The following is a 20045-nucleotide window of genomic DNA, read 5'->3' as shown; positions in this document are numbered from 1 at the left end:
GCTGGCCGAACCAGCAGCAGCGACCCGGCTAAAGTTACACATCACCGATGAACAACACAAACCCCCAGTTCAAAAGACTAAACCGGGGGTTCGAAGGACGTCGAAAAGCTAGGAAGCGATGACGCGGGCTCCTGCAAAGTTCTTTTTACCCTTCCGCAGCACAGCCCAACCACCGCTCAGCAGATGCGTTGGCTGAAGAACGAAGTCTTCGCTTTCGATGCGCTCGTTGTTCACGTACGCGCCGCCCTCCTTGATGGTGCGTCGAGCATCGCCTTTAGACTGCGCTAGTCCGGAGTCAACCAAGAGATCAACGATGCTCGGAGTGCTTCCTGCAGGATATTCAGCTACTTCAGTTTCTTGCAGCGCGGATGCGAGGGTAGCTTCATCAAGCTCATCAAGTGACGCGCGACCGAAAAGCGCCTGAGCTGCCAATTCGACGGCCTCGGTGGCTTCAGTACCGTGAACGATGTTGGTCATTTCCTGAGCCAAACGCTTTTGAGCCTCACGCAGATGGGGGCGCTCTTGTACAGCTTGCTCGTATTCAGCAATCTCTTCCTGGTTCAAGAACGTAAACCAGCGCAGATAATCGATGACCACGCTGTCGCCAGCATTAATGAAGTACTGGTACCAGGAATAAGGGCTCGTCAATTCGGGATCCAGCCAAAGCTTTCCGCCGCCCGTGGACTTACCGAACTTTTGTCCGTCGGCGTCGGTGACCAAAGGAACGGTCAAGCCATGCACTCGCTCGCCATCAACACGTCGGTTGAGGTCGACACCGGAAACAATGTTGCCCCACTGGTCGCCGCCACCAATTTGAAGAGTGACGTTCTTGGAGCGACGCAGCCGGACGTAGTCGTTTGCCTGCAGCAGCATGTAGGAGAACTCAGTGTAGGAAATGCCGTCGCTTTCTAAACGACGCTTCACCGTATCGCGATCAAGCATCGTATTGAGCGAAAAGTTCTTGCCAACGTCACGCAGAAACTCGATCACGTTCATTTCACCGATCCAGTCCGCGTTGTTGACCATCTCAGCTTTGCCCTCACCGAAGTCGATAAAGCGAGCAATCTGCGCCTTAATGCTCTCCATGTTCTCCGCGACCTGCTGCTCGCTCAACATGCTGCGTTCCCCCACGTCGCGAGGATCGCCGATCATGCCAGTTGCGCCGCCGGCCAAAGCAATTGGCGTGTGGCCTGCAAGCTGGAAGCGCTTCAGCATGATTAGAGGAACCAGGTGTCCTGCGTGCAGAGAGGAACCAGTGGGGTCAAACCCGCAGTACAAGGAGATGGGGTTTTGCGTGTGCTCACGCAGCGCCTCAACATCAGTGGAGTTGTTGATAAGGCCACGCCACTGCAGCTCTTCGATGATGTTCATGCCAGTTGTTTCCAATCCCTTGCTGTTAGTTTCGATGGTCCTACAGTGCTCGTTCTTCAGGCCAAGCTATGGCTTCGTCGGCAAGCATGACCGGAATGCCATCTTGGATTCGATACGCGATGTTCATGCGCGGATTCACCAACACTTGTTCGCGCTCGATATACTCCAGTGAGCCATGGTCTTGGGGGCAAACAAGGATGGCTAACAACTCGGGGTCAATACTCATGCTTCTAGCCTAGCTTTCGCATAGTGTTCGTAGGGGTGTTTGGGAACGTGCCGGCGGTGGGATCAGCACGTTCCAGCGTCATGATCGTGGCAAGAAGCCACGTTCGGCCCATGCACGTTGTTCTTTACTCTTGGCTTGGGCACGCCCGCGCTGTTCGCTCACACGAACGCCGGCGGTTCCACCACGGGTGGCTCGAGAGGCTACTGCTCCAGAAACCGTCAATACGTCGCGCACCCCGGGCTTCAATGCAGGGTGGACTGAGCTGAGCTCTTCGTCCGTGAGTTGGTCAAGCCCCTTGCCTTGAGATTCTGCAAGCTGGACACACGCTCCCGAGGCTTCGTGTGCCACTCGGAATGGCACGCCTTCGCGTACCAGCCACTCTGCAAGATCAGTAGCCAGCGTAAATCCGGCTGGAGCAAGCTCCGCCATACGCGCTTCATTGAAGGTCAACGTGGACACCAAGCCGGTCATCGCGGGCTGCAGCAGTCGAAGCTGAGCAACCGAATCTACGATCGGCTCCTTATCCTCCTGCAAGTCGCGGTTGTAGGCCAGCGGTTGGGCTTTGAGCGTTGCCATGAGTCCAGCCAGATTGCCGATCAGGCGTCCAGTCTTGCCGCGAGTTAGCTCCGCTACATCCGGATTCTTCTTCTGGGGCATGATCGAGCTGCCCGTCGACCATGCATCGTCCAGGGTGACATAACCAAATTCGGGCGTGCACCAGTACACGATTTCCTCGGCCAGGCGCGACATATCGACGGCGATCTGCGCAAACACAAACGCAGCTTCAGAGGCGAAGTCACGAGAACTCGTGGCGTCAATGGAATTATCTGCAGCCTCATCAAAGCCCAGTTCCTCGGCGATCGCCTCAGGATCCAGCTTCAGCGAAGAACCAGCCAATGCTCCTGATCCATAGGGTGATACAGCCAGGCGCTTGTCCAGATCTTGAAGCCTATCGACGTCGCGCAACAAAGGTTGAGCGTGCGCGAGCAGTTGATGCGCCAACAGGACTGGCTGCGCCGCCTGCGAGTGCGTCTTGCCCGGCATGATTGCGTCTGGATGTGCCGCGGCTTGGTCGATGATGGCGTCAACCAGATCTAAGGTGTCCAGAGCGACATCACGGACGGCGTCTCGTAACCACATACGAAACAGGGTTGCCACTTGATCGTTGCGGGAACGTCCGGCGCGCAAGCGTCCGCCTACCTCTGCCCCAACACGGTCGATGAGGCCTCGTTCCATGGCGCCGTGTACGTCTTCGTCGCTGGGCAACGGGCCGAAGCTGCCCTCGGCCACATCTTTACCCAGTTGCTCCAGGCCATCGAGCATGGTGCGGAGGTCTTCGTCGGAAAGCAAGCCCGCCTTGTGTAAGACTTTCGCGTGGGCCTTCGACGCCAACACGTCGTAAGGGGCGAGTACCCAGTCAAAGTGGGTTGAAACGCTCAGTGCAAACATCGCTTCACTGGGGCCACCGCTAAAGCGCCCTCCCCACAACGCGCCTTCATTTGTGCCGTGAGCCATTTACTTCGCCTCGCGGTCGCGCTTGTTAGCGATCTTGGAAGAAAGGCCGTGCAACTCAACAAAGCCCTTCGCTAGCGTCTGGTCAAAGGTATCGCCGGTGTCGTATGTGGCGAGGTTGAAGTCGTAGAGTGAGGAATCGGACTTGCGGCCATTCACGGTGATCTTGCCTGCGTGCAGCACCATGCGGATATCACCCGAGACATGCTCTTGGGTGGATTCGATGAATGCATCGAGGGAGCGCTTCAGCGGTGCATACCAGAGGCCGTCGTAAACTTCCTCGGACCAGCGGGCATCCACTAGGCGCTTGTAGCGAGCCAATTCGCGTTCAACGGTGACGTCTTCCAGGGCCTCGTGTGCAGCAATTAGGGTCACAGCGCCAGGGGCCTCGTACACTTCGCGGGACTTGATGCCCACCAGGCGATCCTCAACCATGTCGAGTCGGCCTACGCCCTGGGCACCTGCGCGACGATTGAGCTCTTCAATGGCCTCGAGCACACTGACGCTGCGTCCATCGATGGCCACCGGCACGCCCGATTTGAAGGTAATAGTGAGTTCATCTGGAGCATTGCCGAGTGCTGGATCCTCGGTGTAGGCGTAGAGATCCTTCGTGGGCGGGTTCCACAGGTCCTCAAGGAAGCCCGTTTCAACGGCGCGGCCCCACACATTTTGGTCGATGGAGAAAGGTGACTTCTTCGACTGTTCAATCGGCAGGTTGATTTCCTCGGCGAAGGCGATCGCTTTGTCGCGAGTCCATGCGTAGTCACGGGCGGGAGCAATAATTTCCAGATCGGGATCAAGGTTACGGAAACCAACCTCGAAGCGAACTTGGTCATTTCCCTTGCCCGTGCAGCCGTGGGAAATATGCGTGCCACCGTGCTCCTGAGCCGCCTGCACAAGGTGCTTGACAATCAAGGGACGAGAAATAGCGGATACCAGTGGGTACTGCTTCATGTACATGCCGTTGGCCTTGATTGTGGGCAGGCAGTATTCCTCGGCGAACTCATCCTTGGCGTCGATCACAATGGACTCAACTGCACCGCAGTCGAGAGCGCGCTGGCGCACCGACTCCATATCTTCGCCGCCTTGACCGAGGTCCAATGACACCGCAACTACTTCTCCGCCGGTCATCTTGGCCAAGTAAGGAATGGCTACCGAGGTGTCCAGACCGCCAGAATATGCAAGAACTACGCGATTACCCATGTGAAAATCTCCTTAGAAAATTGAATGGAATTACTGAATACTCTGAAAAACGCAGACACTCTGCTTTGAACGCCTACAAGTCATGCCCGCAGCGTGACCCTCGAACGAACTGTGAAGGTTTTTACCCAACAAAACCGCTGTAGGCACGATGAATCGCCTTATTCCTTAAACTGAAGCTCGCTCGTGAGCTGGTCATAGTCACGGTGCGTCATTAAGGCAATGAGCTCTTGGCCTGTGATTGAGTCCCTGGAAACAACAAACACGGTGTCGTCACCGGCGATCGTACCAACCACTTCCTGCATACCAACCCTGTCGATGAAGGATGCGAGGAAGGCGGCGGCACCTGGCGGGGTGCGAAGCACTGCGATGTTGCCCGAGTGATCGATGGAAACCAGCAGTTCATCGAGCATCTTCCGCAGCTTCTCGCGAGCACCCGAGGTTTTTGCCAGGGACACTTCGTCGTTGCCAATGACGTAATACCCGCGCCCAAATTCGGGGCGGTATTTCTTCGCGCCGAGCTCATCGAGGTCTCTTGACAACGTGCCCTGAGTGATCGATACACCCTCTGCTTCCAAAAGCTCGGACAATTGCATCTGGCTGTGAACTTTATGCTTTTGCAGAATATCCACAATCATGGTTTGCCGAACCGTGCGCGTGATGTTGCTTCGAGGCATCGATCCTTCACTTTCAGCGGTCAAAGGTGCTCCACTACGTCTTGAATAATCCACGCGTCAGTCCTACGAGGATGCGCGAGAATATTTCAATTTTTTCTATTTTATTCTAGTTGTAAGCAAAAGCACAACGTGGTTATTTCTCCTCCGCAGGCTGGTGCTCCATCAACCAAACCAACAACGCCTTCTGGGCATGCAGACGGTTTTCTGCCTCATCGAAGACTCGTGATCGTGGCCCATCAATTACGTCTGCCGATACTTCGCTGCCGCGGTATGCAGGTAAGCAGTGCAAAAAAATCGCCTCGGGTTTCGCCTTCGCCATCACCGCAGCATTGACCTGGTAGGGCAAGAACGGGGTTCGCCTGTCAACTCCGTCGTTTTCCATGCCCATCGATACCCACGTATCAGTGATCACCACGTCGGCGCCCTCAACGTCTGCAACGTCCGCGCTCACCGCGACGGTGGCCCCTGTCTGCTCCGCAACGACTCGGGCACGATCCACGAATTGCTGCTTCGGCTGGAATTTCTCCGGGGCGATAATAGTGATGTCCACCCCCGCATTGGCGAATCCAAGCATGTAGGAGTTTGCCATGTTGTTATCGCCATCGCCGAGATACACAGCTTTGAGTCCGCAGAGCTGTTCAGGACGAGAGTCCGGCGTGCAGTGTTCCACGATCGTTTGTAGGTCGGCGAGGATTTGGCAGGGGTGGAAATCATCGCTCAGTGCGTTCACTATTGGCACGGTGGCAGTTTCTGCCATTGCCTCCAGGTTGGCTTGCGCGAAGGTGCGCCACACGATGGCCGATACAAATCGCGAGAGCACAGCGCCGGTATCTTGGAACGTCTCCCCCTTCCCCATCTGCGACTTTCCGGTCTCTGTGACGATGGGGTGTCCTCCAAGTTCAGCGATTCCGGCACTAAATGAAAAACGGGTGCGAGTGGAGGTTTTGTCAAACAACACCGCTACCGACTGCGGCCCTGCGAACGTTTCTCGGGAATATCGATCCTGTTTGAGCTCCATCGCCAGCCGCAACACTTCGAGGAGTTCCTGGTGGTCGAGATCGTCATCCGCCAAAAAGTGACGCACTTGAGTGATTTGCATTATTGATTCTTCCCTTCGATCGCTTCACCGATTGCCGCAGCTAGCTTTTCGACGCCACGTCGCACATCTTCTTCAGAAATCACCAATGGTGGCGTGAGCCTCACGACCTCTTTGGCGGGGTTGTTGAGGATGAGTCCGTGGTCCAGCCCCTTACGTACGACCTCCTGCGCCACTGGTTGATCAAGTACAACGCCTAACATGAGCCCGCGGCCACGCACGTGATTCACCCCTGGGATCGTCGCTACTGTCTCTGCCAGCAACGCTCCTTTGCGCTTTACCTCGGCCACGAAGGCATCGTCGATCACGCTGAGCACAGCTTTTGCCGCTGCGCACGCCACAGGGTTGCCGCCGAACGTGGTGCCGTGCGAGCCGGGCTGCATGAGCGCTGCGGCGTCACCGCGAGCAAGCACCGCTCCGATGGGCAGCCCCGCTCCCAAGCCCTTCGCCATGGTGACAACATCGGGCTGCACGTCCTCGTGTTGGAACGCGAAGAAATCACCGGTTCGGCCCACGCCGGTTTGTACTTCGTCGAGGATCATGAGGATGCCGTGTTCGTCGCAAAGCGCACGCACGGCACGGAGGAATCCCTCTGGTGCTGGAACAACCCCAGTTTCGCCCTGGATTGGTTCGAGGAAGATCGCGCTGACGCTGCCCGGATCTGTTTCGACCATCGCACGCAGGACGGTGATATCCCCATAGGGATAAAATTCTACGTCGGGTAGCAATGGGCGGAACGGTTGCTGCTTGCTGGGCTGCCCGGTAATCGAGAGCGCCCCCAGGGTTCGGCCATGGAAGCCGTGTTGTGCAGCAAGTACCCGACGTTTGCCGGTGAGCTTGGCCAATTTGAGTGCCGCTTCGTTGGCCTCTGTACCGGAGTTGCAGAAAAACGCCTTCACCGAAGGGTCTCCGGGCGCGAATCGCTGCGCCAATGCTTCGGCCACATCGATCACGGGCTGAGAGACGAAGAGGTTCGAGACGTGTGCGAACGCTGCTACTTGCTCAGACACCGCTGCAACGACCTCGGGATGCCCGTGACCAAGGGAATTCACGGCGATGCCTGCGAGCATGTCGATATATTCGCGCCCTTGCCCATCCTTTACGATGGCGCCCTCACCCTCCACCAGGGCCACAGCGGGCGTGCCGTAGGTGTTCATGAGCGCATCTGACCAGCGCTGTTGTAGGTTGTTCATTCTTGACCTCGATAGAGAGTTTGTGGAAGCTTTTCGACGTTCCCATCCGAGTCATCAATCACCATCGTCCCGATGCCACCGGAGGTCAAAAGCTCGAGCAGCACGGAGTGAGCAACGCGACCATCGATCACGTGGGCTGCGTCTACACCAGCGTCCACGGCGTGGAGACAGCTTTCCATCTTCGGGATCATGCCCGAATCGAGCTTCGGAAGAATTTCGCGGAGGTCGCCGGTGCGGATCATCGATGCGAGTGAGCTGCGATCCGGCCAGTCGGTGTAGAGACCTTCAACGTTGGTGAGAATCATGAGGCGCTCCGCCTGCAAGGCGGCGGCTAGCGCACCGGCGGCGGTGTCTGCATTGATGTTGAATACTTCCCCGTCTTCGCCGGGGGCGATGGTTGAGATCACGGGAATTCGACCCGCTTCAATGATGTCCAGCAGCACTGAGGCATCGACGTGCGTGATGTTGCCTACCTGACCGATGTCGGTCATCTCGCCTTCGAGATCAATGTAGCGCTTCTCCGCCCGGAACAGTCCGGCGTCTTCACCGGACATGCCAACAGCATAAGGACCATGCGAGTTGATCAGCCCCACGAGGTCGCGTCCCACCTGACCGAAGAGCACCATGCGCACCACGTCCATCACCTCAGGGGTGGTGACGCGGAACCCACCTTTGAATTCTCCTTCCATGCCGAGTTTCTTCAGCATCGCGGAGATCTGCGGTCCGCCGCCATGAACCACCACGGGCTTTGCGCCGACGGTGCGCAAAAACACCATGTCTGCGGCGAAGGCAGCTTTGAGCTCTTCATCCACCATCGCGTTGCCGCCGTACTTAACCACCACGATCTTGTCGCGGAAATGCTGCAACCAGGGAAGCGCCTCAGCCAGCACGTTGGCGCGCAATTGTGGGGTGAGCTTAGATTGTTCCATTGCCTTGGATCCTCTATTTCACAACTAGGAAGAATAGGCCGAGTTGATTTCGACATACGCGTGGCTGAGATCGGTGGTTCGAACGAAGGCCTCTCCTGATCCACCCGTGCCGAGATCCACACGGACGTCAATATCTGCTCCGCTGAGATCCACGTCGCGGGCGCCGGGTGCGCCGGTGCTGTTGAGGCACACTGGTTGATCGTTAAACCACACGGAGATCTTGTCTGGATTCATCGCCGCATCGGCCATACCAACGGCGGCCAGGACTCGACCCCAGTTGGGGTCGGAGCCGAACATGGCGCACTTGAATAAGTTATCGCGGCCGATGGTTCGCGCGGCGTTCAATGCCTGCTCATCGTCCTCAGTTCCGCACACGGTGATGCGCACGCGCTTGGTCACGCCCTCAGCATCGGCTTGGAGCTGATTGGCAAGATCGGCGCAGGCATCAAGTACTGCTTGTTCGAACGCTTCCGCGTCGGGTTCCACGCCAGAAGCACCGTTGGCCAGGAGCAATACTGTGTCGTTGGTAGACGTTGAACCGTCCACGTCTAAGGTGTTGAAAGTGACAGCCACGGCACGCTCCAACGCTCGTTGGGCTTGATCTGCGCTCACTTTGGCGTCAGTGGTGAGGCACACCAACATGGTTGCCAAAGAAGGAGCCATCATGCCTACGCCCTTGCCCATACCGCCAAGCGTCCAGCCATCCGCCTGCACCACCGTTTGCTTGCGCACCGTATCCGTGGTGAGGATTGCGTCCGCTGCTTTTTCACCATGTTCGGGGCTATCGCCAAGCGATTGCGCCACTTGCTCGATGCCGCTGAGAAGCTTGTCCATCGGAAGCAACTCGCCGATCAACCCTGTGGAACACACCGCGATGTTGTCCACGGGGACGTCGATAAGCTTCGAAAGGTGAGCCACTGAAGCTCGAGCATCCCTGTCGCCTTGTGCGCCGTTGCAAGCGTTCGCGTTGCCGGCGTTGAAGAGCACAGCCTGCAACGTGCCGTCGCCGACAGCTTCTCGGCTCAGCTTGACGGGAGAGGCAACAACACGGTTGCGGGTAAACACGCCCGCGGCACTGAACTCAGGCCCGCTGTTGAGCACGAGGGCGACGTCCGACTTGCCGGAAGGTTTGATGCCTGCAGCAAGCCCAGTGCTAAGAAAACCTTTGGGGGCGGTCACGCCCGTGATCTGATTCATGTACCTCTCCTCTTTATGGCGCTACGCCAGCGATGCTCAGACCGGCAGTTTCTTCTATTCCCAAGCATAAATTCATGCACTGCACTGCGGCGCCAGCGGTGCCTTTGCATAAATTGTCGATGGCTGACGTGAGCAACACAGTGCCAGCACGCTGATCCACCTCTACCTGCACGTGGCAGGCGTTCGATCCAAGCACCGCTTGAGTTTGCGGTTGCACCCCGGGCGCCAATAGATGCACAAAAGCTTCGTCGGCGTACGCCTGCTCGTAGGCTGCACGCAACGTGGCCTCGTCTACCCCGGCAGCCAGGGGCGCCGTGGCGGTGGTCAAAATACCCCTCGGCAATGGTGCAAGGACGGGCGTGAAGCTTAACTGCACTCCCTCGCCTCCGACCTCGGTGAGGTTCTGGACGATCTCAGGATTGTGGCGATGCTTGCCAGCAGTGTTGTAGGCCTTCAGCGACCCCATGGTTTCGGCGCCAAGCAGCCCCACCGAGGCCTTCTTCCCGCCGCCTGAAACGCCGGTAATAGACACGACCGAGACCTTCGGCTCGATCAACCCTGCTTGCACTGCCGGCCACAGTGCAAGCGTGGCACCGGTGGGAAAACAGCCGGGGACCGCCACCCGTGCTGATTGTGCGATTTGTTCGCGATGACCCGGCATCTCGGGAATTCCGTAGGGCCACGCGCCTGCATAATCGCCGCCGTAGAACGTGTCCCAATCGCTTTGCTGGCGCAGGCGGAAATCAGCGGCACAATCGATGATCACCATCCCCTCCGGCAACTGCTTGGCGATTTCTGCCGAATGTCCATGTGGAAGGCCGAGAAAGACGACGTCATGTTCAGCGAGCTTTTCCAGATCCAAGGCCTCGATCGTGCGGTCCGCTAGCGCGATGAGGTGCGGCATTGCATCGCTGACTGGTGTTCCCGCCGAACTGCCCGCCATCAGCGACCCAATACTGAGTTCACCACTTTTCACACCTGGGTGATCAAGCAACAGGCGGAGGATCTCACCGCCCGCGTAGCCCGTGGCGCCCACCACCGCGATGCGGGTTGAAGTCTGTGAATCTGCGGAAACTTGAACCATGCCTAGAACTATACACTTTATGCATCTAAAGGCAATTTATTTATCAGGGTATGAGAAGAGGGCGGCGGGTGCCGCCCCCCAGGGCGCAAAAACTTATGCGCGCATCTGAGCGCCGGTGTCCGCCTTAGCCTTCGCCGCTGCGGCCAAACGAGCCTCATTCGCTTCCTCGTCAGTCAGCGTGCGGTCGTTCGCCCTGAATACCAGGGAGAACGCCAGCGACTTCTTGGAGTCACCGAGGGATTCGGAACGGTAGACGTCGAAAAGCTCTACCTGCTCCAGCAACTCTCCCGCGCCGTCCTGAATCGCACGGCGCACAGACTCCGCCGGGGTGGCCTCGTCAACCACGAGCGCAAGGTCCTGATGCAGCGCCGGGAAGCTAGACAACACCGGCGCAGGCATGCGATCGCGCAGCGGCAAGGCCGTCACCGAGAGCTCCATGGCACAGGTGCGTGAAGGCAGGCCGAGGCGTTCAAGAACCTGCGGATGCAGCTCACCGGCAAAACCAACACTTTCACCATCAACGAGCAGCTCAGCGCAACGGCCCGGGTGCCACGGCAATTGCTCAGCATTGCGCAGCTCTAGATCAACACCAGCCGCGCGGGCAACGACCCGAGCAGATTCGATGGCATCCGCGTAAGAATAAGCGCGCCCCTTACCCCATGGGCCTGAATGCAGATGTTCACCAGTGGCGACAGTGGCTACATGCAGCGGCTGATCTGGCAGTGAGGCAAGCAGATCTTGGACCTCCTTCTCGCTGGGCCGTTGACGGACATCCAGCATGGGCGATGTTCCATTGCCGCGCTGAAAGCTCACCTGCTGCAAACCGAAGAGCGCTACATGCTGTTGGCCACGAGCCACATTGCGTCCAAGAGCCTCCAACATGGAAGGCAGCAACGTGGTGGCGAGCACTGCGTAATCGGCATCGAGCGGATTCTGCACCTTCACCGTTGCCCGGCGGGGATCTTCGGCGTCCAGACCCCAAACATCGAACACATCGTTGCGAATAAACGGCGTTGGAAGGATCTCCGCATATCCCGAATAGGCCAGCGCGTGGCCTACTGCACGGCGTCGACGCTGCTGAGGTGAAAGACCACGGCCAATGGATGCCGGTGGAACGATCGAGGGGACGCTTTCGAGGCCCTCTAGTCGCAGCACCTCTTCAACGAGGTCGGACTGTTCGCCCAGATCCGGGCGCCACGACGGCGGAGTGACCTTGAGCAACTCACCTTCGCGCTCAACAACGCAGCCGACTTCTTCAAGGCGGGCGATCACCGTCTCATCGGAGTAGTCCACGCCGGCAACATCGCTCGGGCGACGCACCTTCATGGAAATCGCCTCGGGTGCCTCCAGCTCCCCCACGAGGGTTCGCTGGGAGCTGACCTTGCCACCAGCAATTGCCACCAGCAGCGCGCAGGCGGCGTCGAGCGCCACTTCAATGATCTCGGGATCAACCCCGCGCTCGAAGCGTCGAGAAGCTTCCGAACTGAGCTTGTGGCGGCGCGAGGTGCGAGCGGTGCGGATGGGGTGCCAATTGGCGGCTTCAAAGTAGACGTCAGTGGTGTCGTCCTGAATTTCGGAGGAGTTACCACCCATCACACCAGCAAGTGACTGGATCCCCTGGTCATCGGCGATCACCACGTCTTCTGGGTGAAGTTCACGCTTCACATGATCGAGCGTCTCGAGCACTTCGCCTTCTTGCGCGTTCCGCACCACCAAGTTGCCGTGCACCAAGTTCGCGTCAAATGCGTGCATCGGTTGCCCGAGCAGAAACATGACGTAGTTGGTTACGTCCGTTGCCGCGTTCACCGGGCGTTGTCCGCACAACATCAGCTCGCGCTGCAACCAGAAGGGAGACTCCGCCTTCGGGTCAATGCCGGTGACTTTTCGCAGACCAAAGCGGCGCGCCTGGGTTTCCTCGCGAAGCTCGACACCAATGAGCTCCTCGCTCGGGGTTGGGACCGCGGATACGTCGATATTGGCAACCTCGATATTCTCCGCAGGATCCGCAAAGGTGAGGTCGAACGCCGAGGCGAGCTCGCGGCACAAGCCACGCGCGGAGAGTGCATAACCACGGTCCGGGGTGATATTGACGTCGAAGACGGTGTCATCGAGGCCGAGGGCTTCACGCGCGTCAGTACCTGGTTCGCCGCCGTCAAGGACGATGATGCCGGAGTTCTGCTTATCCGCCAGGCCGAGTTCGGCAGCCGAACAGATCATGCCAGCCGACATCTTCCCGTATGTCTCGCGCGCCGAAATTGCGAAGTTGCCGGGGAGCACTGCGCCAGGCAACGCCACCACGACGGTGTCGCCCTCTCGGAAATTGCGGGCACCGCACACGATCGACTGCAGCTCACCGCTGCCGTTGGCCTTGCCAACATTCACGTGGCAATGACGAATGGGTTTTTTAAATCCCGTGAGCTCTTCAATCGTTTCTACGCGCCCAATGACCAAGGGGCCGGTGGTCTTGGGGATCGGCTCATAGCCCTCGGTCTCGAAACCAACGCGGACGTAACCGGCGTCGAGCTCCTCGGCGCTCACGTTCCAGCCAGGATTGGAATAGCCCAGCAGCTTGCTTACCCACTGTTGAGAAATCAGCATGAAAGTTGTTCCTTAAAATTCAGATCGAATCCACTGCGTCTAAAAGCACTGGTGGTGAAGTTGCTGGAGGTTATGCCTGGATACCGAAGGGAAGTGTGAAGCGCAGATCGCCCTCCACCATGTCTCGCATGTCGCTGAGACCATTGCGGAACTGCAGGGTGCGCTCAAGTCCCATGCCGAAAGCAAAACCGGAATAGACTTCGGGGTCGATCCCGGCTGCGCGCAGCACATTCGGGTTGACCATGCCGCAACCACCCCACTCGATCCAGCCGGCGCCGCCCTTCTTGTTGGGGAACCACACGTCCACCTCGGCGGAGGGCTCGGTGAAGGGGAAGTAGTTGGTGCGCATACGAGTGTGCGTATCGGGTCCGAAGAGCGTCTTGGCCAAGTGGTCAAGGGTGCCGCGAAGGTGAGCCATGGTCAGACCTTTGTCCACTGCAAGGCCTTCAACTTGGTGGAATACCGGTGTGTGGGTGGCGTCCAGCTCGTCGGTGCGGAACACGCGACCAGGGCAGACCACGTAAATTGGTACGTGGCGCGAAAGCATGGTGCGCATTTGCACCGGGGAAGTGTGCGTACGCAGCACCTGCTTTGATCCCTCCACGCTGACGTGGAAAGTATCTTGGAGCGTGCGTGCCGGGTGATCCGGGATGAAGTTGAGCGAATCGAAATTGAAGTATTCCGCCTCAACCTCGGGGCCGTCTGCTACCTCGTAGCCCATGCCGATGAAGATGTCAGCGATGTTTTCACTCAGGGTGGTGATCGGGTGCAGGGCACCGGTCTGGGTGCGCGTGGTTGGTTCGGTCACATCGACGCGTTCAGCGCGGAGAACCTCAGCATTGCGCTTTTCTTCCAGGCGAGTTTTCGCCTCAGCGAAACTCTTTTCCACCCGCCCCCGCGCCATATTTACTAGACGCCCGGCCTCTTTGCGCTCCTCCTTGGGAATGCTGCCGAGTTGGCGGCGCGCTTGGGGAATCGGCGCCTCATCGCTCAAATGCGCGCGGCGAAGCTCAGCCAATTCCTCCAGCGACTCAGCACCAGCGAATGCCGAAACGGCTGCTTCGGCTGCTTTATTGAGGAATTCTTCGTTCAATTGGATTTCAGACACCCTTTAATGGACCCTTCACGTTGGTGTTTCGAGGCAATCAACCCCGCCATCATACCTTGCAGCTCTTCTTAGCTTTTCGACGAACCCGCGTGCTGCATTTTCGAGGACGCGTAGAGGCAAATCGACGCGGCCGTTGCTAGATTGAGCGATTCCGCACGACCCCTAATCGGAATTCGCACACGGTGGTCAGCCTTGGCGAGCAGCTCCTCGCCAAGGCCGTGTGCCTCATTGCCGAAGAGCCACGCGGTACGCTTCGCTAGCAGCTCATCGGCATCATCGAGGTTCACTTCACCATCGGCACTGGTGGCGAGCACTTGGAGGCCGCGCGCACGAACGCTTTGCAATACCGCCTCAATGTTGGGCTCACGGGCGACAGGCAAGTGGAAAAGGGACCCCGCAGATGCACGCACGCATTTGGAAGATTGAGGGTCTACGGTCTCACCCGCAAACACCACTGCATCGGCTCCCATAGCATCAGCTACTCGAATCAGCGTGCCTGCGTTTCCGGGCTCATTCGTTTCCACTGGGATGCTCAGCAGTTGCGGGTTTCCTCGCAGCGCCTGCTTGAGCGGCCACAAGACGGGGCTGCAGATGGCGAAAAGCCCGGTGGTGCTCTTGGTATCGGCCATGTGCACTGCGGCGCGTTCGCTGATGGGGTGCACGTAAACGCCCATGTTTCGGGCAAGCGTGAGGATGTGCGAAAAGCGCCCGGCGGCTTGCTCCGAGATGAACAGATCCGTTGCAGACCCAGTGGCTAGTGCTGCTTCTACTGAGTTTTCGCCTTCGACGATGAACTTTTGCGCCTTTTTCCTGGCGGCGCTTCGGTGCAGCTTCGCTGCTTGCACCACACGCGGGGTGCGCTCAGTAAATGGATCTGAAAAATCAATGGAGGCCATGTGGCAAATGTAGCAACTGGCCTCCAAGTGCACGCTGTTGTGCCCCTAGTCCAAGGGAACTCCCCTGGCATCAGTTTGGTAGGGGCCTACGTTAGCGATGATCAGGATGAGTTCGGCCAGCGCCCATAAGCTAACGCCTGCAAGTACGAGGAAACCGATGAGGAAGATTGCGGTTAACCAGCCAAATATGCCCAAACCTGCCTGGATCAAGCCCTTTGTGTTGTAACCCAAGTAGAAGTTATGAACGCCGAAGCTTCCAAGGAAGAAGGCCAGTACGGCCGCTATCACGCGATTCTTTTGATTCAAGGGCAAATATGGACCTTGGTGCTGGGGAAGGTTAAAGGAGTTTGACCCGTAGGGCGTGGTGCCATAGGGATTCTGTGCCTGGGTGGGACGCTGATACGGATTCGTCATGATGACCTCTCTGCTGCAAACAACCTGTGTCCTCATATTACGCAGCGGCCGGTTTGAGCCACGCGGGGACGTCGAAAAGCAAAAACCCGAGCTCCAGAGGAACTCGGGCTAAGAAGCTGATGCTTAGGCAGCCTTGGGGGCGTTGACGTCCTCAGGCAGAGCAGCCTTGGCAGCCTCGCAGATTGCGGAGAATGCAGCGAAGTCGTTCACGGCGAGATCGGCGAGCACCTTGCGGTCAACTTCGATCTCAGCAAGGCGCAGGCCCTGGATGAGACGGTTGTAGGTGATGTCGTTCATGCGAGCTGCAGCGTTGATGCGGGTGATCCACAGCTTGCGGAACTCGGACTTACGCGCGCGACGATCGCGGTAAGCGTAGGTCATGGAGTGGAGCCACTGCTCCTTAGCCTTACGGTACAGGCGGGAGCGCTGGCCGCGGTAACCCTTGGCGGACTTGAGGATTTCGCGACGCTTCTTCTTGGCGTTCAGGGAGCGCTTGACACGTGCCACTTGAAAACTTCCTTAATCTATCTTGGTTTTATTGGGAACTGAAGAATGGGTTTGGGTGCGGATTAGCCGCGACCCAGCAGGCGCTTCACACGCTTGGTGTCTGCCTTGGAGACGTCTTCGGTGCCCTTCAGGCGGCGGGTACGAGTCGAGGGCTTGCCCTCGAGCAGGTGACGGCGGTTAGCCTGCTCGCGACGGAGCTTGCCGGAACCGGTGATCTTGACGCGCTTAGCGGTGCCCTTGTGGGTCTTCTGCTTCATGGAATTAACGTCCTTTTTCGAATCTCTACGTTTTTACTTCTTGCCCTTGCGCAACGGACCAAAGACCATGGTCATGTTGCGACCGTCCTGCTTTGGCTTGGTTTCAACCACACCAAAATCAGCAACGTCATCAGCCAGACGCTCTAACAAGCGGAAGCCAAGTTCGGGGCGGGACTGTTCGCGGCCGCGGAACATGATGGTGACCTTGACCTTCGATCCCTTCTCAAGGAAACGAATGACGTTGTTCTTCTTCGTTTCGTAGTCGTGATCGTCGATCTTCGGGCGGAACTTCTGTTCCTTCACCACAGTCTGCTGCTGGTTCTTGCGGGATTCGCGAGCTTTCTGTGCCTGCTCATACTTGAACTTGCCATAGTCCATGATCTTGCACACCGGGGGCTTCGCGTTAGGCGCAACCTCAACCAGGTCGAGATCTGCGTCATAAGCGAGCTTCCGGGCATCCTCGATGCGGACGATGCCTACCTGCTCACCATTTGGACCGACCAAACGGATCTCAGGGACACGGATACGCTCATTAATGCGAGCTTCAGCGCTGATGGGGACTCCTCAAGTAGCAAATTGAACTTTTGACGTACCGCGCCAATCGCCGGGTTTTCACTTGGTGGCCGTGCCACACATGCGAAAAACCCGTTCACCCTTGCAGGTGAACGGGAGATCAGAACCCACTTGTGTGAGTTATTTACCTTGTACCCTGGTCCAGCTTAAAGCGGCTTCGGGTGGGATGATCTCCACTTGCGACCTACGCTGCAACAAGCTTTGTAGGCGGTAGTACGGGCAACCCTAACAGCTTGGAGCTCAAAGTACCAACTCGACGCGCGGAGATCACAAAAGCTCAGCGAGGAACTGGCCTGTGTAGGAACCCTTTACCTTCGCTACGTCTTCCGGGGTACCCTGTGCCACCACGCGACCACCGCCGGAGCCGCCCTCCGGCCCCATGTCCACGATCCAGTCAGCAGCCTTGATTACATCGAGATTGTGCTCGATCACGATCACGGAATTACCTTTGTCCACTAAGCCCTGGATCACGAGCATGAGCTTGCGAATGTCCTCGAAGTGCAAGCCGGTGGTGGGCTCATCCAAAATGTAGATGGTGCGGCCATTGGAACGCTTTTGCAGCTCTGAAGCCAATTTGACGCGCTGCGCCTCACCACCAGAAAGCGTGGTGGCCGACTGCCCAAGGCGTACATATCCCAGACCAACCTTGGTCAGGGTGGCGAGGTAACGGTGGATCGAAGTGATCGGCTCGAAGAACTCCGCAGCCTCACTGATGGGCATATCCAGCACCTCGGCGATGTTCTTTCCCTTGTACTTCACCTCGAGCGTTTCCCGGTTATACCGAGCCCCGTGGCACACCTCGCATGGAACGTACACATCTGGAAGGAAGTTCATTTCGATCTTCAACGTGCCGTCACCTTGACAGGACTCGCACCTTCCTCCCTTGACATTGAAAGAGAATCGGCCCGGCTTATATCCGCGTACTTTTGCCTCGGTGGTTTCCGCGAAGAGATTACGGATCTTGTCAAAAACGCCGGTATAAGTCGCTGGATTCGAACGCGGTGTTCGTCCAATCGGCGATTGATCAACCTGCACGAGTTTATCCAGGTGCTCGATACCCTCAACGCGCTTGACTCGGCCGGGAACTTGGCGCGAGCGGTTCAGTTCATTAGCCAGCACTTTGGACAAGATCTGGTTGATCAACGTGGATTTTCCGGAGCCCGAAACGCCAGTGATGCATGCGAGCACCCCCAAGGGGATGGACACATCGATGCCACGAAGGTTGTTCTCCTTGGCTCCGACGATTTTCAGCATGCGCTCGGGGTCAATGTCGCGACGTTGCTCAGGAACTCCAAGAACCTTTTTTCCACCCAGATACGCTCCGGTAATTGAATCGGCACATTCGACGATCCCCTCCGGTTTGCCTTGGTAGACCACTTCGCCACCATATTCGCCAGCCTTCGGGCCAATGTCCACGAGCCAGTCCGCTGTTCGGATGGTGTCTTCGTCGTGTTCCACCACGATGAGAGTGTTGCCAATATCTCGAAGGTGCTCCAGGGTTGAGATCAAGCGCTGATTGTCCCGCTGGTGTAATCCGATGGAGGGTTCATCCAGGACATACAGCACACCGGCTAAACCAGATCCGATCTGGGTAGCCAAGCGGATGCGCTGGGCCTCACCACCAGAGAGTGTTCCCGCAGCACGGTTCAGGGTGAGGTAGTTCAAGCCAACATCCAACAGGAATTTCAGGCGCGCCTGGATTTCCTTGAGCACGGCGCCAGCGATCATCGCTTCGCGTTCTCCGAGGCTCAGCGTATTAAGAAATTCTGCAGCATCAGCAACCGAAAGCGAACTAAGGCCGGCAATGGATTGCTCGCCGTGCGTTGTTGACGCCAAGCGCACCGAGAGAACTTCCGGACGAAGTCGTGCCCCTTTGCAGGTAGGGCAGGCAACCTCGCGGGTATAGGCGAGCAGACGTTCTTTCTGCGATTCACTATCGGTTTGATCTAGTTTGCGCTGTATGTAACCGAGCACTCCCTCGAATGGCGCTGTCCAACTGCGAATGCGACCGTATCGGTTTTTGTACCGGACCGCCACTTCCTGATCACTACCGTGCACGATGGCATGTTGTTGTTCGCGGGTGAGCTCAGAATAGGGCGTTTTCGGGTCAAACCCCATGGCCTTCGCCAGCGCCTCGATCAGCTTCTCAAAATATTTTGAGTTGGGACTTGCGTTCCATGGTTGCACCGCTTTGAGTGCGGGGGCATCTTCATCGGGGATGATCAGATCCACGTCCACTTCTGTGCGAGTACCTAAACCATCGCAGGCAGGGCAAGCTCCATACGGCGAGTTGAATGAAAATGCTCGCGGCTCCAGCTCATCGATGGCCAACGCATGCCCGTTAGGACAGGCCATTTTTTCGGAGAAACGGCGAATGCGGTTCGGATCATCTTTGTCAAGGCTCACAAATTCAAGCACCACAACGCCATCGGCGAGTTTTAGCGCGGTTTCAATCGAATCGGTCAAACGCTGCTTTTGTGAGCTCTTGACTTGGAGTCGGTCAACCACCACATCGATATCGTGTTTGACCTGCTTTTTTAGCTCCGGCGGACTGCTGAGCTGGTGCACTTCACCGTCCACTCGCACACGCGCATATCCCTCGGCAGCCAGCTCGGCAAAGAGGTCCACAAACTCGCCTTTTCGGGTACGCACCACTGGAGCGAGCACTTGAAACTTGGTGCCTTCATCAAGTTCGAGCACCTGGTCCACGATTTGCTGCGGCGTTTGCCTTTGAATAACCGCATCGCACTTCGGGCAGTGTGCGGTACCTGCGCGCGAATAAAGCAGACGGAGGTAGTCGTACACCTCAGTAATGGTGCCAACCGTTGAACGGGGGTTTCGGTTGGTGGACTTTTGATCAATTGAGACGGCTGGTGACAGCCCCTCGATAAAATCGACATCCGGCTTGTCCATCTGACCGAGGAACTGACGGGCGTAGCTGGAGAGTGATTCCACGTAGCGCCGCTGCCCTTCGGCGAAGATTGTGTCGAATGCGAGCGAGGACTTGCCTGAGCCTGAAAGTCCCGTGAATACCACGAGCGAGTCCCTCGGCAAATCAATATCTACGCCTTTGAGATTGTGCTCCCGGGCACCTCGAACCACTAAACGATCAGCCACGTTTTCCTTACCTCATTCAATCGGTGTCCCCCCAAAGATGCCTTTCACTATTGCAGCGCGCAGCGTCGGGCAGAAATTCCATCACTAGCC

General features: G+C 57.6%; 18 protein-coding genes. All 18 read right to left on the bottom strand.

What is annotated here, in order from left to right:
• Positions 1-108 precede the first annotated feature (108 nt).
• The gene (tyrS, locus tag CGERO_RS05125; protein ID WP_123933881.1) at positions 109-1371 is read right to left on the bottom strand and encodes a tyrosine--tRNA ligase; all 1263 of its coding nucleotides are present in this window, start codon (positions 1369-1371) and stop codon (positions 109-111) included.
• Positions 1372-1411: 40 nt separating this feature from the next.
• Positions 1412-1597 carry a Trm112 family protein gene (locus CGERO_RS05120; protein WP_123933879.1) on the bottom strand — a complete coding sequence of 62 codons (186 nt, stop codon included), beginning with the start codon at positions 1595-1597 and terminating at the stop codon, positions 1412-1414.
• A 78-nt stretch (positions 1598-1675) separates the two neighbouring features.
• Complete coding sequence (gene argH, locus CGERO_RS05115) at positions 1676-3112, bottom strand: argininosuccinate lyase (protein ID WP_123933877.1); 1437 nt, start codon at positions 3110-3112, stop codon at positions 1676-1678.
• Positions 3113-4312, bottom strand: coding sequence for an argininosuccinate synthase (locus CGERO_RS05110; protein ID WP_123933875.1), 1200 nt, complete (start codon positions 4310-4312; stop codon positions 3113-3115).
• Between the two features lie 158 nt (positions 4313-4470).
• Positions 4471-4986 carry an arginine repressor gene (locus CGERO_RS05105; RefSeq protein ID WP_123933873.1) on the bottom strand — a complete coding sequence of 172 codons (516 nt, stop codon included), beginning with the start codon at positions 4984-4986 and terminating at the stop codon, positions 4471-4473.
• A gap of 133 nt (positions 4987-5119) precedes the next feature.
• Positions 5120-6085, bottom strand: coding sequence for an ornithine carbamoyltransferase (gene argF, locus CGERO_RS05100; RefSeq protein WP_123933871.1), 966 nt, complete (start codon positions 6083-6085; stop codon positions 5120-5122).
• On the bottom strand, positions 6085-7275 hold the full coding sequence (locus CGERO_RS05095) for an acetylornithine transaminase (protein WP_123933869.1): 1191 nt from the start codon (positions 7273-7275) through the stop codon (positions 6085-6087). The genes argF and CGERO_RS05095 overlap by 1 nt, the downstream gene beginning before the upstream one ends.
• Positions 7272-8204 (bottom strand): acetylglutamate kinase, encoded by a 933-nt coding sequence (gene argB, locus CGERO_RS05090; RefSeq protein WP_123933867.1) that lies wholly within the window; start codon positions 8202-8204, stop codon positions 7272-7274. Before argB ends, CGERO_RS05095 begins: the two co-directional genes overlap by 4 nt.
• Positions 8205-8228: 24 nt before the next feature.
• Positions 8229-9401, bottom strand: coding sequence for a bifunctional glutamate N-acetyltransferase/amino-acid acetyltransferase ArgJ (argJ, locus tag CGERO_RS05085; protein ID WP_123933865.1), 1173 nt, complete (start codon positions 9399-9401; stop codon positions 8229-8231).
• Between the two features lie 13 nt (positions 9402-9414).
• Entirely contained in the window at positions 9415-10485 is a 1071-nt protein-coding gene (argC, locus tag CGERO_RS05080) for an N-acetyl-gamma-glutamyl-phosphate reductase (protein ID WP_123933863.1), read from the bottom strand.
• 93 nt (positions 10486-10578) lie between these two features.
• A complete protein-coding gene (gene pheT, locus CGERO_RS05075; protein WP_123933861.1) occupies positions 10579-13083 on the bottom strand; it encodes a phenylalanine--tRNA ligase subunit beta in 2505 nt (834 codons plus the stop codon).
• 70 nt (positions 13084-13153) lie between these two features.
• On the bottom strand, positions 13154-14191 hold the full coding sequence (gene pheS, locus CGERO_RS05070) for a phenylalanine--tRNA ligase subunit alpha (protein WP_123933859.1): 1038 nt from the start codon (positions 14189-14191) through the stop codon (positions 13154-13156).
• A 68-nt stretch (positions 14192-14259) separates the two neighbouring features.
• A complete protein-coding gene (locus CGERO_RS05065; protein WP_123933857.1) occupies positions 14260-15087 on the bottom strand; it encodes a TrmH family RNA methyltransferase in 828 nt (275 codons plus the stop codon).
• Positions 15088-15132: 45 nt separating this feature from the next.
• On the bottom strand, positions 15133-15501 hold the full coding sequence (locus CGERO_RS05060) for a TM2 domain-containing protein (RefSeq protein WP_245998890.1): 369 nt from the start codon (positions 15499-15501) through the stop codon (positions 15133-15135).
• A 123-nt stretch (positions 15502-15624) separates the two neighbouring features.
• Complete coding sequence (rplT, locus tag CGERO_RS05055) at positions 15625-16008, bottom strand: 50S ribosomal protein L20 (protein WP_123933853.1); 384 nt, start codon at positions 16006-16008, stop codon at positions 15625-15627.
• Between the two features lie 62 nt (positions 16009-16070).
• On the bottom strand, positions 16071-16265 hold the full coding sequence (rpmI, locus tag CGERO_RS05050; RefSeq protein WP_123933851.1) for a 50S ribosomal protein L35: 195 nt from the start codon (positions 16263-16265) through the stop codon (positions 16071-16073).
• A gap of 33 nt (positions 16266-16298) precedes the next feature.
• Positions 16299-16820, bottom strand: a complete 522-nt coding sequence (infC, locus tag CGERO_RS05045; protein WP_123933849.1) for a translation initiation factor IF-3 — start codon at positions 16818-16820, stop codon at positions 16299-16301.
• Between the two features lie 285 nt (positions 16821-17105).
• The gene (gene uvrA, locus CGERO_RS05040) at positions 17106-19955 is read right to left on the bottom strand and encodes an excinuclease ABC subunit UvrA (RefSeq protein ID WP_123933847.1); all 2850 of its coding nucleotides are present in this window, start codon (positions 19953-19955) and stop codon (positions 17106-17108) included.
• Positions 19956-20045: the final 90 nt, after the last annotated feature.

This window comes from Corynebacterium gerontici (assembly GCF_003813985.1).
Taxonomy (GTDB): domain Bacteria; phylum Actinomycetota; class Actinomycetes; order Mycobacteriales; family Mycobacteriaceae; genus Corynebacterium; species Corynebacterium gerontici.
This window is presented reverse-complemented; position numbering and strand designations above follow the sequence as displayed.

Excerpts from the sequence above, each read along its gene's own strand:
- tyrS (WP_123933881.1), bottom strand. The coding sequence starts at position 1,371 with ATGAACATCATCGAAGAGCTGCAGTGGCGTGGCCTTATCAACAACTCC.
- CGERO_RS05120 (WP_123933879.1), bottom strand. The coding sequence starts at position 1,597 with ATGAGTATTGACCCCGAGTTGTTAGCCATCCTTGTTTGCCCCCAAGAC.
- argH (WP_123933877.1), bottom strand. The coding sequence starts at position 3,112 with ATGGCTCACGGCACAAATGAAGGCGCGTTGTGGGGAGGGCGCTTTAGC.
- CGERO_RS05110 (WP_123933875.1), bottom strand. The coding sequence starts at position 4,312 with ATGGGTAATCGCGTAGTTCTTGCATATTCTGGCGGTCTGGACACCTCG.
- CGERO_RS05105 (WP_123933873.1), bottom strand. The coding sequence starts at position 4,986 with ATGCCTCGAAGCAACATCACGCGCACGGTTCGGCAAACCATGATTGTG.
- argF (WP_123933871.1), bottom strand. The coding sequence starts at position 6,085 with ATGCAAATCACTCAAGTGCGTCACTTTTTGGCGGATGACGATCTCGAC.
- CGERO_RS05095 (WP_123933869.1), bottom strand. The coding sequence starts at position 7,275 with ATGAACAACCTACAACAGCGCTGGTCAGATGCGCTCATGAACACCTAC.
- argB (WP_123933867.1), bottom strand. The coding sequence starts at position 8,204 with ATGGAACAATCTAAGCTCACCCCACAATTGCGCGCCAACGTGCTGGCT.
- argJ (WP_123933865.1), bottom strand. The coding sequence starts at position 9,401 with ATGAATCAGATCACGGGCGTGACCGCCCCCAAAGGTTTTCTTAGCACT.
- argC (WP_123933863.1), bottom strand. The coding sequence starts at position 10,485 with ATGGTTCAAGTTTCCGCAGATTCACAGACTTCAACCCGCATCGCGGTG.
- pheT (WP_123933861.1), bottom strand. The coding sequence starts at position 13,083 with ATGCTGATTTCTCAACAGTGGGTAAGCAAGCTGCTGGGCTATTCCAAT.
- CGERO_RS05065 (WP_123933857.1), bottom strand. The coding sequence starts at position 15,087 with ATGGCCTCCATTGATTTTTCAGATCCATTTACTGAGCGCACCCCGCGT.
- CGERO_RS05060 (WP_245998890.1), bottom strand. The coding sequence starts at position 15,501 with ATGACGAATCCGTATCAGCGTCCCACCCAGGCACAGAATCCCTATGGC.
- rpmI (WP_123933851.1), bottom strand. The coding sequence starts at position 16,265 with ATGAAGCAGAAGACCCACAAGGGCACCGCTAAGCGCGTCAAGATCACC.